Here is a 12,769-nt window from a genome sequence, read left to right on the forward strand (position 1 = left end):
AGAGGGCACCAGGTCAGACTGAGGGTGATGACGACGAGTTTACAGGGCACCTACTACAGGGATACGTGGGCGGACGTAAACCTCGACGCAATTATCCACAATGTACGGGCGGTCCAAAAGCATGTCGGACCCGACGTTCAAATCATGGCGGTCGTCAAGGCAAATGCGTATGGACACGGGGCTTGTCAAGTCGCTGAGGCCGCACTGGAGGCGGGCGCCCGCTGCTTAGGCGTTGCGACGCTGGATGAGGCACTGCAACTGAGGCAATCCGGTATAGACGTGCCGATTCTGGTGCTCGGGCATGTTTCCCCACGTTATGCGGTCGTTGCAGCCCGCCATCAGATCACGCTTACCGTGGTGTCTGTGAGCCACGCTGAGCAGCTGGCTGCAAGTATGACAACGGCTCAAGGCCCACTCCTGGACGTTCATCTGAAGATTGACACAGGCATGGCCAGACTTGGTGTGCGTCACGCGGACGAGCTACTGCAGGCCGTGATGCTGATTGGGCGACACCCATATATTCGGCTGACGGGTGCATTTACTCATCTGGCGCAGTCGGACGCACGTGATCTTTCTTTTTCCATAGAACAACTGAAAAAAAGCCGCGCATTCTTTGAGCTATTGAAGCAGGCCATTCCAAATGAGGGTCCGTTGTTGTTCCATGCGGCGAACTCGGGAGGCATTCTGCAACTGCCAGACAGCTATTTCAATATGGTCCGGCTCGGCATTAGCCTGTATGGGGTGTATCCTTCCAAAAACCTGAAAAATCATTCCGTAACGTTGATTCAGTCGCTTCGTCTGATGTCGCGGATTGGTATGCTCAAGGAAGTACCACCAGGGACGGCCATCGGCTACGGCGGTACGTTCGTGACAACCAGGACGACACGCGTGGCGACTATCCCGATTGGATACGGAGATGGACTCCCGCGCTCTCTTTCGAACCGAGGATACTTCCGCATTCACGGTGAACGGTGTCCCATCATCGGTCGCGTATGCATGGACCAAACCTTGGTGGATGTCACTTCGCTCTCAGACGTGCAGGAAGGAGATGAAGTGGTCATCTATGACAACCTGACCTTGATCGAACTGGCTGAACTCGCAAACACAATTCCTTACGAGCTCCTCTGCGCCATCGCTCCCAGGGTGCCACGCTGTTATTGGCGTGGTGAGTAATGACAACGGGTGGTGCCAGAAAAGGCACACCCGTTATCATACACACCCGACATGGCCCGAATCTATAGGTGAAAGTTCCGAGAGGGAATGGGCGACAGACCCATCGTTGGCCAAGCAGTCCTATAACTTATCTTTGACAGCCAAACGGATATCCACTGGTGGAGAACCGCGGAGTACCGCGAAGCGGAATTTGACCTCCTGTCGGGATTCGCCAAGGAGCGTTCAACCGTGTCCAAACAACTGCATCGCCACCGCCCGCACCGGCGCCCCATCGCACCCGGCCAGCTTGAGCGGAAGAATGGAGATGAATGGATCGGGAAAGTCTATCGCCGCAAAATTCGTCAGGTTTTCCGCGATCACGCCCGACACAGCGGCTACCGCGTCGTGCACCGGGAACTCGCTGCCGCCGGTGATGTCCATGTTGATACAATCGATGCAAAACGTCCGCACACCCTTGGCCAGCAGAGCCTGGATCACCTCGATGTGCACGTAGGGATGGCGAAAGTACTTCTCCTGTCCGGCATAGGCCGACCAGCCGGTGTGGAAGAGCACGATTTGCCCAGCCTGCGCCTGCTCCACATAGTCGCCCACGTCCGCCAGCGTGATGGGCTCCTGCTCCGATTTACCGAGTGCGGGGATGAGCAGCCCCGGCCCGACAAACGCCTTGAGGTCCATCTCGTCGATGCGCTGGCCCGAATCGAGAAAGTGGTACGGCGCATCCACGTGTGAGCCGGTTTGCGATCCGATGTGCACATGGTGCAGGTTGTACCCTTCGCCGGCTATCGTCGTGGCGACGGACAGCCGCGGCTCCGGGTCTCCTGGGTAAATCGGCGTGTGGTTGTCGATGACCAGCGACAGGTCGACAATCTTCTTCGGAAACAGCACGTCCTTCACTCCTCCAGGGCGGGCGCCCGCTCCACCGACGCTTGGCTGCCCACGGTCTTCATGAGTCCATAGTACACGAGCGCAGTGAGAATAAACGTGAGCAGTGTCGCCCCGGTGGGCAGGGTGTGGATATAGGAAAAGTAGTAGGCAAACGCAGCCCCGACGATGTAGGCGATGTAGGACAACACGTTGACACCGCCGCTGTACCAGTACTGCCTGCGGTTCCCTTCGATAATCTCCGCGGGGTCGTAGACACCTCGCTTGAGCACATAGTAGTCGACCAATACCACCGCCGTCACCGGGATGAACAGCGTGCCTATCATCAACAGGAAGTTTTCAAAGTTGTCCAGCAGCCAGCCTTTCAAGAGCGCCCCCATCACACACACGATGCCCATGAACAGCGTCGGCAGGAAAAACCGCTGGCGGGGAAAGATGGCCAGATAGGACATCGATGCGCTGTACAGGGCCATCACGTTGGTCGAGAGTACCGAGAAGAAGATGACCACGCCGGCGACAAAGCCGAGGGTGGGGTTGATGGAGCCGATGAGATCGGTCGGATCGTACGTTTGCGCTTGGTGGCCCATCAGCGAGAAGCCCGACACGGCGGCGCCCAGTCCCATCGCCACCAGGGTGGCGACGGTGTAGCCAATCCATGTTCCCCACAGGCTGACCTTTTGCGACACACAGTTGCGGTTGTAGTCACAGGAGGACGTGACCCAGGAAAAGGCGGTCGCCACAACGATGTCGAACGCGACCATCACGGTGGTGCCCGATTTCGGCGTCTGCGGCATGGCCAGCAGTTTGGAGATGTGGAAGTGGGTGAACATGTACCCGAACACCAGGACCGACAGGATGAGCATCATAGTGGCCACCACGTTCTCCGTTCTCTCAATTCCCCGGTGGCCGTAAATGGTGATAAGGACGACCAAAGCCTCGGTCAGAATGACAAACAAATCGATGTTGCTGTAGCCGGTCAAGTACTGCACCGCGTGGTCCAGGCTGAGGCCGCCCATATACGCCTGTACCCAGCTCCATCCGATGAGGGAGAGGGTGTTGACCGCCGACGGCAGGGCGGCCCCCCTGTGTCCGAACGATCCGCGCGTCAAAATCATGGTCGGCAATCCGGTGCGGGTGCCGATGTTGCCGGTGAGGACGAGGGGAATCCCGCCGACCAGGGACCCCAATACGATGATCAGGATGGCGGTGCCGAACTTCAGGTCCGGGACGAGCAGCATACCGGTGAACACGGTGGTAACCACCACGTTCGCGCCCACCCACAGGCTGAACGTGGAAAACCAGCGCATCGTGCGCTCGGATTCGGGAACGGGCCGGACCGAATCCTGACCAAGATGGGTCATCGACGCAAAAGATTCTGCCATCTATGAAACCCCCTTTTTCTCTGCTGCGGTCGGCGCCGCCAAGCGGACGGGCGGAGCGTGCGCTCCCCCCGCATGGGACGCTCTTTAGCGGGCCGTCGCCGAACTTGCCGAGGTCTCCTTCTGCGTCTTGGCTTGCAGGGCGAGCAAGGTGATGAATTCATAGACGATGTTGGCCGCGGCCGCCGCCGTCACCTGACCGTGATCAAACGCGGGCAGGACCTCGACCAGGTCGAATCCGACAAACCGGATGCCGGTCAGCCCGCGCACCAGCTGCAGGGCTTCACTGCTGGTGACGCCACCGACTTCCGGCGTCCCCGTGCCTGGGGCGTAGACCGGATCGAGAAAGTCAATGTCAAACGACAGGAAGGTGGGGCCATCTCCCACGCGCTCGCGGATGGTCTCGAGCATCTTGGCGATGCCCAGCCGGCGCAGGTCGCTCGTGGTGTACACGGCCAGGCCCAGGGCGCGGGCCGCGTCCAAATCATCGGGGGCATACAGCGGTCCGCGCATGCCCACCTGAATCGCGCGCCCTACGTCTAGCAGGCCTTCCTCCACGGCGCGCCGGAAGGTGGTCCCATGGTTGTACTTCTGCTCGAAATAGGCGTCCCACGTGTCCGAGTGCGAGTCGAAGTGCACCAGTCCCACCGGCCCATAGCGCCGCGCCACGGCGCGCAATTCCGCCAGGGTGATGGAGTGGTCGCCGCCCAGCACAATCGGGACGATGCCCCGTTCGACCAACGGCATCAGGCCTTCCACCATCCGCTCGTACGTCTCCTGGATGTAGCCGGGGATGACCGTCAGGTCCCCGTGGTCAATGCCGGAGATATGGGCGAAGATGTCAATCTGCTGCTCCACGTTGTAGGGGCGCAGCAGGACGGAAAAGTCGCGAATGGCCTCCGGGCCGAAGCGGGCGCCGGTGCGGAACGACTGGCCGGTGTCAAACGGCGCCCCGACCACTGCGAAGTCAATCCCGTCGCTGAGCTGCTCCACGTACGGGAGCCGCATGAACGTGCGTACGCCGCAGAAGCGTGGCGATTGGAAGGAATCTCTTGGTTGAAACTTGCTCATCGGTGTGCCTCCTTCGGTGCGTTTGGGAGAATAGCTGCATCCCTGTATGAAAAAAAGAAGCAAGAATCATGCCACAATCGAAAAATGGGCACAGGAAAGCGAATTCACCAAACGACTTATGTTAGAAAATATAACAAAAGAGGCGCCTGGGTGATGCAAATGTGAATAACGCGGACAGGGGCATGGGTTGCCGGTGTCGTCCGTGACCGGCCGCATATTCCGGTGCGCCGCTGGTGACGGGGAATTCCACGGGTACGTCTGCCTGTATACGGTCGCCTATACAGAAGTGAATCATCTGATTCACATGTGTATAGGTCGATCGCGCAGTGGTGGGTTCAGTCACTCTGGCCGGAACGGGACGCCGCGTTGCCGAAGTGTTTTCGCAGCTTTCGTACAACCGTCGGTTGGCTGATGCCGAGCAGCTTGGCCAACTGCATGGTGCTTCGGGCGCGCTTGCGCGCCTCCTCCAGGATGCGGCGTTCGTAAGCGTCAAGCAGCGCGGGCAAAGACACGGATCCAACCGGGGGCAGCACAGGGGTCGCCTCGGTGCCCAGGAGGTGCGAAGGTAGATCGGCCTCCGTGACAACCTTGCTCTCCGCCAGCACGATGAGCCGCTCCACCATGTTCTCCAGCTCACGTACGTTGCCAGGCCAATCGTACGCGTGGAACCGCTGCAGGACTGCGCTGGACAGCGTCCGCTGCACACCGTGGCGGCGGCACATCTCAGCGGCGAAGTGGCGGGCCAGGGGGATGATATCGTCCCGACGCTCGCGCAGCGGGGGAATGACGAGTGGGACGATGTTCAGGCGGAAATAGAGGTCTTTGCGAAACCGACCCTCTGCCACCATCCGCTCCAGGTCCTGGTTGGTGGCCGCAATCAAGCGGAAGTCGGAGAACAGCTCTTTCTGGCCGCCAACGCGGAAAAACCGGTGCTCTTGGATGACGGTCAGCAGCTTCGCCTGCATGGCCAAAGGCAGCTCGCCGACCTCGTCAAGAAACAGGGTGCCTTGGTCGGCGAGTTCAATCAGCCCCGGTTTGCCGCTGCGCTTGGCGCCGGTAAACGCTCCCTGCTCGTAGCCGAATAGCTCCGATTCCAGCAGCGCCTCCGGGATGGCGGCGCAGTTGATGCTGATGAACGGTCCCTTGTTGCGCGGGCTTTTCGAGTGCATCAGCTTTGCCAGCACGCCCTTGCCGACGCCCGATTCGCCCAGCATCAGCACGGGCACGTCGTGGGCGGCCACGCGCAGCGCCGTGTCCACCGTGCGGCGCATCGCCGGACTGGTGGCTATCACGCCTTCGACGCGGGCGTTTTGTTCACGCAGGCGTTCCAGCTCCGACTTGACGCGGTCCATTTCCGTTTCCAGTTCCAGCATGTGCTCGCGCAGTTCCAGCAGTTCCGTCACGTCGTAGGAGTAGGAAACGATGCGAATCAGTTCACCCTGCTCGTCAAAAATGGGCACACCGGACACCAGGACGCGGTGCCCGTCCAGCGTCTTTTGCACCACGCTCTGGCGCGCGCGGGTCTCCAGCACGCGCCGGGTGATGGACGGATTGAACACACCGCGCTGTTCCAACTCCACCACCGACAGCCCGGCAATCTCCTCCAAGGACACGCCGTAGCGGTGCTCAAACAGTTTCGAGACAAACAGGACACGACCGCTGCCGTCGGCGATGAGCACATCCTCGTAGACGAAGTCGAGAATCCGTTTCAGTTCCTCGGTGATGTCGATCTCTGCCATCACGAGCCCCCTCGTCCTTGGCGCGTTGTGCCTGAGTCTGTTCTCCATCGGGGTCTGGGGGCCGTCGGGGCCAAAGTGTGGAGGTGAACGTTCAGCCGCGGTAAAACCCAGACGGTTCCGGATGGAGCTGGATGCTCACCTGCTTGACCTCCGTGTATTCCTCCAATCCATGGATGCCCAGTTCACGACCGATGCCCGATTGCTTATATCCGCCCCACGGGGCTTCGACATAGGCAGGGTGGTAGGTGTTCACCCAGGTGATGCCGGCCCGCAGCCGTCGCACGACGCGGTGCGCCTTGGCGACATCGCCGGTAAACACCCCCGCGGCCAAACCGTACACACTATCATTCGCCATGCGCACCGCTTCTTCCTCGCCCGCAAACCGCTCAACCACCAAAACGGGACCGAAAATTTCTTCCTGTACGATCCGCATGTCCGGGCGCACGTCGAGAAAGACTGTGGGGTTCAGGAAATTGCCCCGCTGCAGGTGCGACGGCCGGTTCCCGCCGCACGCGAGGGTGGCCCCTTCCCGTCGGCCTGCTTCCACGTAGCCGACGACCCGCTCCAGGTGTTGTGGGGAGATCAGGGGACCCATCTCCGTCTCCGCGTCAAACCCGTCGCCCACCCGAATGCGCCTCGCGCGCCGGACCAGCTCGTCCACAAACCGGTCATAGATGGAGGCCTCCACCAACAGGCGCGATCCGGCGGCGCACACCTGGCCGCTGCCGAAGAAGATACCGAGCAGGGCGTGGTCCACCGCCACCTCCAAGTCGGCGTCCGCGAATACGATGTTGGCCGACTTGCCGCCCAGCTCCAGGGCCAGTTTTTTCAGGTTGCCGCTCGCGGCCTGCATGACCTTGCGCCCGGTGGCCGTGCCGCCAGTGAATGCAACCATGTCCACCCGTGCACTCTCTGCCAACACCTGGCCGACCGCCTGGCCGGTCCCCAGCACGATGTTGACGACGCCTTGCGGGAAGCCCACTTCATCCATGAGTTGGGCCAGGCGCAGAGCGGTCAGAGGTGTTAACTCTGACGGCTTCAGCACACACGTGTTGCCGGCAGCCAAGGCGGGGGCCAGCTTCCAGGCCGCCGTGAGCAGCGGAAAGTTCCACGGGACAATTTGGGCGCAAACCCCGACCGGATCGCGCCGGGTGTAGGTCTCTGTGGGGCCGGGGACGGTCAGCACCTGGCCCTGCGGTTGCAGCGCCAGCCCCGCGTAATAACGAAAACAGTGCACCGCATCCTCGACATCCAATCTCGCCTCGCGCAGCGGCTTGCCGTTGTTCAAGGTCTCCAAGCGAACGAAGGTGTCGGCGTTCGCTTCCAGCGCGTCGGCCAGACGCAGCAGGAGGAGCGCCCGTTCCCGGGCTGGTGAGTCGGCCCACAGACCGTCGTCAAACGCGCGCCGAGCGGCATCAATGGCCCGTTCGGCGTCTTCGGGTCCGCCCTCCGCCACGCGGACAATCGCCTCGCCAGTGGCCGGATTGATCAAGGTGCGCGTACGCCCGGCTGTGGCCGGGACAAACCGTCCATCGATGTACATGAAGAGGACACCGTCTGTGTCGTGCGGCAACAGGTCTGCCTCCTGGCGCGCTGCCGCTTCCGTCAAATTGGACATCACACCCCACACCTTTCTGGATGCAAAATAAGTCGGACGAGGGAATGTGAAAGCAAGAACTATGCCAATGGCGGCCGGGAGCGGCATCAGCGGCATGAGGGGTGGCCGGGAGACAAGGGTGGGGGAACGGCGCGGATATGGATAGGCCCGGCACCGAGTCGGGCCACGTCAGACTTCCATCTTTGCCTTCACAACCAGTTCCAGACCTGCTTACCTATCAGTATCACCGTCACCAGGATGAAGATGGGGCGCACGTAGGCCGCGCCTTTACGAATGGCCACCTGCGATCCGGCCACAGCCCCCAGTACCATGCCGACGCCCATGATGAGCCCAATACGCCAATCAACGGCGCGCAGCCAGGCAAACGTGGCCAAAGCGCCGATGTTGCTGCCGAAGTTGAGCACTTTCGCGTTGCCCGACGCCGCCACGTAGTCGCAGCCGAGAAAGACAAACAGAAAGATAAGGAAAGACCCGGTGCCGGGGCCGAAAAAGCCGTCGTAGAAGCCAATCGCAAGGGCCAGCCCGGCCAACGCGACGACAAGCTTGGCGGTCAACGTGCGGCGGGTTTCGCGCAGGCCGAAGTCCTTCTTCCAGATGGTGTAGACGGTGACTGCCACCAGCAACACGACGACCAGCGGTTTGAGGAACTCGGAGGGCAGGTGGCGAGCCAGGTCCGCACCGAGGATGGAGCCGGCAACCGACAATGGGAACAACCAGCGGGTCAAGCGAAAGTCGACTTTCCCACTTTTCAGGTAGTTGAGCGTGCTGGTCAGGGAGGACATCGTGCCGGCCAGCTTATTGGTCCCAAGTGCCAGCGCCGGCGGCAACCCGGCCAGCAGCAGGGAAGGCAGAGTGACCAATCCGCCGCCACCCACCGTCGAATCGATGAAGGCAGCTACAAAACCAGAGAGAAACAGGAACGAAATCAGTCCGAGCGTCAAATGCAGGTGATCCACGCCAAGGTCTCCCTTGCTGCAGTCTTGCGCGCGCTGACAGGCGCGCCGATGAGCCGCCACCTCCCCATGATACCGCCCACTGGCCTCCTGCCTCAATCGGGATGTTTGCCAAGCCCCATCCATCCGGGCAGACGTGCCTCTCGATCCATAACCTTCCTGTCCCCCGGTTGGACCGCTTTCCGCAGCCTGCCCGCAGGTATACAATAAGTTGTGTAGATCTGGGTACGTCAGGCAGCCTGGACAGTGACCAGGGAGGGCGCGGACTACCTGGTGCTGGTGGTTCTCAGCATGTTGTTTGTCATCGCCACGACGCGTGGGAACCGGGCCGCATCGCATCCGCAGGTCGATTCTGTGCCGGAGCCCCGTTAGTCCACGCGGGCGAATGCAGGAGCCATGCTAGGAAAGAGGGGGAAGGAAGTCTCATGGCAGCAGCGGATGCATACTCCGCCGATGCACACCGTCCTGACGGGGCTCATAAGCAGATCGACCGGCGTAGGTTTTCCATATGGTTGGCCGACCACGCGCCGGGGGCCCTGTACTGCTTGGACACGAAGGGCCTTGTGTTGCTCTGGCCACGCTCCGCCGAGCGCCTATTCGGCTGGGCGCGGGACGAGGTTCTGGGCCGGCGCATTCCCACCATCCCAGAGAACGAATGGGCCCATGCCGTGGAACTGTTTCAACATGTGCTGCAGCGAGGCCGCGTGGACGGGCGGGTGGTGAAGCAACAGCGGCGCAACGGCGAGATTATCCCCACGCTGGTTTGGGTTTGCCCCATTGTAGAGGCGGGCGCTGTCACCGGGGTGGCCGTGTTCACTTCTGACAACTGCGAGAGCACGCAGCTGTATCGAGACTTGGAGCAGGCACATGCGACCATCGAAAGGGTGGTGTCCCTCGCCAATATCGCCATCTTCTCGCACGATGTGGTCCATAATCGGCAAATTTTCGGCACTGGAACCGAGCCACTGTACGGGTATACGGAACAGGAGTTTATGGCCGATGGTGATCTGTGGCGCAAGGTGATTCACCCCGAGGATCGGGCCTTGGTGCCAGACAAACTGCCCCCGGACGGATCAGTCAAGTTGGAATACCGAGTGCTGCGCAAGGACGGCCAGGAACGCTGGCTGGAGGTGACCTTGTACCCGCGCAGTAACGACAAATACCTGCCCGCGGTTGTCGACGGCATCGCGATGGACATCACCGAGCGCAAAGAGCATCAACGACGATTGCAGGAGATGGCGTACACGGACCCGTTGACCTCGCTGCCCAACCAGAGTCAGTTCCATGAGGACCTGGGCCAAGCCATTCAACAGGCGGCGGTGAACGGCGGCAAGTTCGGCGTGTTGTTTGTCGACTTTGACGGGTTCAAGGACGTGAACGACACCTTCGGCCACCAGTTTGGCGACAAGGTGCTGGGGCGCATCGGGGCGTTGCTGAAGCAGTGCGCATCCGAGAACGTGCGGGTGTACCGCATGGGCGGCGACGAGTTCACGGTTCTGGCTACAAGTGTAAACGAGGATCGCGACGTGATAGAGTTGGCGCGGGCCATCCTCGACCGATTCCGGTCCCCCCTGTGGCTCGGCAGCGAGGATCGGTTGACCCTGCACTGCAGCATCGGCGCCTCCATCTATCCGGATCACGGCGATCACGCGCAGGCTCTCCTGCGCCATGCGGACGTGGCGATGTATTTCGCCAAGGAGAGTGGCGGGCAGCGCTGCGTCCTCTATTCGCCGCAGCTGGCCACCGGGGCGAAGGACAGCCCCATCCTGTACGACGCGTTGGTCGAAGCGCTGCGACGCGAGGAGTTTCGCCTCTATTATCAACCGAAGATCGACATGGCGAGCGGACGGCTGTCGGGCGTCGAGGCCCTCATCCGTTGGCACTCGCCCGTGCACGGGCTGGTGTCTCCAGACGGGTTCATTCCCGTCGCGGAACAGTCGGGCCTCATCTGGGACATTGGCAACTGGGTGCTGGAGGCGGCTTGCCGCCAAAGCCGGGCGTGGCAGGAACAGGGCCTGCCGGCCATCCGGGTATCGGTCAACGTATCCATGGTGCAGCTAGAGCACCCCGGCTTTCTGGCGGTACTCAAGCGGGTTCTCAATGACACTGGGCTGAATCCCAGGTGTCTGGAACTGGAGATCACCGAGTCGGCTTTCGTCAATCGTTTGGAGCACGTCGCCAACGTGATTGAGCAGGTCGCGTCCCTGGGCGTTGCCGTCTCCGTGGACGACTTCGGCGTTGGCTACTCGTCCCTGAAGTACCTGGCGCACATCCGCGCCGACGAACTCAAGGTGGACCAGTCGTTCATCCAAGGCCTTGATGACAATCCCAGGGCTGCTCATATTGTCTCCGGCATCATCCAGATGGCCCATGCGCTCGGCATGCGGGTGGTCGCCGAAGGCGTGGAGCGCGAGGAACAGCTGCAGCGCCTGCGCCAGTGCGGCTGCGACGAGGCCCAGGGGTATCTGTTTTTGGAGCCCCAGCCGGGAGAGAAATTCGAGTGGTTTTACTCCCAGCGCCTGGCGGCCGATCCGTCCGTTCCACCGCTCTCTCCACCTGCGGCGTGGGAAACGGCGGCTGCGGCGCCACCCACTGTGCCACCGTTCGCACAGGAATCGACCGCGTTGGAGGCCGAGGGGCCGGAATCCACGAGGAGTAACTCGGCAGAGTTCGGATCCACAAACGAGGAGGGGTGACACGTGCTGGATTTTTCCCTGAGTCGCGAGCAGGTGGAACTGGCGCAGATGGTGCGCCGTTTCACCGCGACCGAAATCTTGCCTCACATCCAGAAGTGGGATGAAGACCATCATTTTGAGATGGGGGTCATCCGCAAGCTCGCCGACCTCGGCCTGATGGGCGTCTGCATCCCGGAGCGGTACGGGGGCGCCGGCATGGACTACAACGCCCTGGCTATCGTGTGCGAGGAACTGGAGTACGGCGATACCGCCTACCGTACCGCCGTCTCCGTGCACACCGCTCTCAACAGTTTGACCATCCTGCAGTGGGGGACCGAGGAACAAAAGCAAAAGTACCTGGTGCCGCAGGCGCAGGGGAAAAAGCTCGCCGCCTTCGGCCTCACGGAACCAGATGCCGGGTCGGACGCGGGCGCCATCAGGACCCGCGCCCGGCGGGACGGGGATGCCTATGTACTGAACGGATCGAAAGTGTGGATTTCTATGGCCGACTATGCGGATAATTTCCTGATTTTTGCTAATTTACAACCAGAGCTCGGCCATAAAGGGATCACGGCGTTCCTGGTCGAGCGCGGCTTCCCGGGCGTGAGCACGCGCCCGATTCGGGGGAAGCTGGGCATTCATGGGGGCGACACCGGAGAGGTGGTGCTGGAGAACGTGCGGGTGCCCCTGGCCAATCGGCTGGGAGAAGAGGGTGAGGGCTTCAAAATTGCCATGTCAGCGCTGGACAACGGGCGTTTCAGCGTGGCCGCCGGTGCCGTCGGGTTGACGCGGGCCTGCCTGGACGCCTCGGTTGCCTACGCCAAGACGCGCAGGACGTTTGGCGTCGAAATCGGCCAGCACCAACTGGTCAAACAGATGATTGCCAAGATGGAGGCCGGCTACCAGAGCTCGCGGCTATTGGTGTATCGGGCCGGCTGGCTGAAAAATCAAGGGCTGCGCAACACGCGCGAGACCTCGCTCGCCAAGTGGGTGGCCGCCGACACCGCCTTCGCCAGCGCCTGCGACGCCGTGCAAATTCACGGCGCGTATGGCTACTCGAACGAATACCCGGTGGAGCGCTTCCTGCGCAACGCCAAGGCGCTCGTCATCTACGAAGGCACGCGGGAAATCCACACCCTCATGCAGGCGGACTACGTTCTGGGTTACCGCCGGGATAAACCGCTTTCGCGTCCGCTGCCGAAGTGGGAGGGGGAGGAACCTGGCGGTGCGCCGTTGAAGTAGAAGAAGTAGAATCAGAGAATCGGAACCTATGTACGCA

Annotated in this window: 10 protein-coding genes; 4 read left to right on the top strand and 6 right to left on the bottom strand. The window is 61.4% G+C overall.

Features of this window, described 5'->3' with window-relative positions:
- The first annotated feature begins 27 nt into the window (after positions 1-27).
- Complete coding sequence (alr, locus tag ASH01S_RS12550; RefSeq protein WP_067928747.1) at positions 28-1,173, top strand: alanine racemase; 1,146 nt, start codon at positions 28-30, stop codon at positions 1,171-1,173.
- Positions 1,174-1,395: 222 nt separating this feature from the next.
- Here the strand turns inward: alr and ASH01S_RS12555 are convergent, their stop codons facing one another.
- From ASH01S_RS12555 to ASH01S_RS12580, 6 genes are all read right to left on the bottom strand, one after another.
- Entirely contained in the window at positions 1,396-2,058 is a 663-nt protein-coding gene (locus tag ASH01S_RS12555) for a cyclase family protein (protein WP_083517129.1), read from the bottom strand.
- Between the two features lie 5 nt (positions 2,059-2,063).
- Positions 2,064-3,437: a purine-cytosine permease family protein gene (locus tag ASH01S_RS12560; RefSeq protein WP_067928749.1), complete on the bottom strand. Its 1,374-nt coding sequence runs from the start codon at positions 3,435-3,437 to the stop codon at positions 2,064-2,066.
- 84 nt (positions 3,438-3,521) lie between these two features.
- Positions 3,522-4,505: an agmatinase gene (gene speB, locus ASH01S_RS12565; RefSeq protein WP_067928751.1), complete on the bottom strand. Its 984-nt coding sequence runs from the start codon at positions 4,503-4,505 to the stop codon at positions 3,522-3,524.
- A 335-nt stretch (positions 4,506-4,840) separates the two neighbouring features.
- On the bottom strand, positions 4,841-6,244 hold the full coding sequence (locus tag ASH01S_RS12570; RefSeq protein WP_067928752.1) for a sigma-54 interaction domain-containing protein: 1,404 nt from the start codon (positions 6,242-6,244) through the stop codon (positions 4,841-4,843).
- 91 nt (positions 6,245-6,335) lie between these two features.
- Positions 6,336-7,787: an aldehyde dehydrogenase family protein gene (locus ASH01S_RS12575; protein ID WP_067928782.1), complete on the bottom strand. Its 1,452-nt coding sequence runs from the start codon at positions 7,785-7,787 to the stop codon at positions 6,336-6,338.
- Positions 7,788-8,050: 263 nt separating this feature from the next.
- Entirely contained in the window at positions 8,051-8,818 is a 768-nt protein-coding gene (locus tag ASH01S_RS12580) for a TSUP family transporter (RefSeq protein WP_067928784.1), read from the bottom strand.
- 243 nt (positions 8,819-9,061) lie between these two features.
- On the opposite strand from ASH01S_RS12580, the gene ASH01S_RS19520 reads away from it, so the two are divergent.
- From ASH01S_RS19520 to ASH01S_RS12590, 3 genes are read left to right on the top strand one after another with little or no spacing between them, the layout of a single operon-like run.
- Positions 9,062-9,187: a hypothetical protein gene (locus tag ASH01S_RS19520; protein WP_281178222.1), complete on the top strand. Its 126-nt coding sequence runs from the start codon at positions 9,062-9,064 to the stop codon at positions 9,185-9,187.
- Between the two features lie 53 nt (positions 9,188-9,240).
- Complete coding sequence (locus ASH01S_RS12585; RefSeq protein WP_067928754.1) at positions 9,241-11,511, top strand: putative bifunctional diguanylate cyclase/phosphodiesterase; 2,271 nt, start codon at positions 9,241-9,243, stop codon at positions 11,509-11,511.
- Positions 11,512-11,517: 6 nt separating this feature from the next.
- Entirely contained in the window at positions 11,518-12,732 is a 1,215-nt protein-coding gene (locus ASH01S_RS12590; protein WP_067928786.1) for an acyl-CoA dehydrogenase family protein, read from the top strand.
- Positions 12,733-12,769: the final 37 nt, after the last annotated feature.

The sequence above is a fragment of the Alicyclobacillus shizuokensis NBRC 103103 genome (genome assembly GCF_001552255.1).
In the GTDB taxonomy this organism is placed as follows: Bacteria; Bacillota; Bacilli; order Alicyclobacillales; family Alicyclobacillaceae; genus Alicyclobacillus_G; species Alicyclobacillus_G shizuokensis.

What these genes read in the sequence shown, in the direction of transcription:
- ASH01S_RS12585 (WP_067928754.1), top strand. Translation starts at nt 9,241, where the DNA reads ATGGCAGCAGCGGATGCATACTCCGCCGATGCACACCGTCCTGACGGG.
- ASH01S_RS12575 (WP_067928782.1), bottom strand. Translation starts at nt 7,787, where the DNA reads ATGTACATCGATGGACGGTTTGTCCCGGCCACAGCCGGGCGTACGCGC.
- alr (WP_067928747.1), top strand. Translation starts at nt 28, where the DNA reads ATGACGACGAGTTTACAGGGCACCTACTACAGGGATACGTGGGCGGAC.
- ASH01S_RS12560 (WP_067928749.1), bottom strand. Translation starts at nt 3,437, where the DNA reads ATGGCAGAATCTTTTGCGTCGATGACCCATCTTGGTCAGGATTCGGTC.
- ASH01S_RS12570 (WP_067928752.1), bottom strand. Translation starts at nt 6,244, where the DNA reads ATGGCAGAGATCGACATCACCGAGGAACTGAAACGGATTCTCGACTTC.
- speB (WP_067928751.1), bottom strand. Translation starts at nt 4,505, where the DNA reads ATGAGCAAGTTTCAACCAAGAGATTCCTTCCAATCGCCACGCTTCTGC.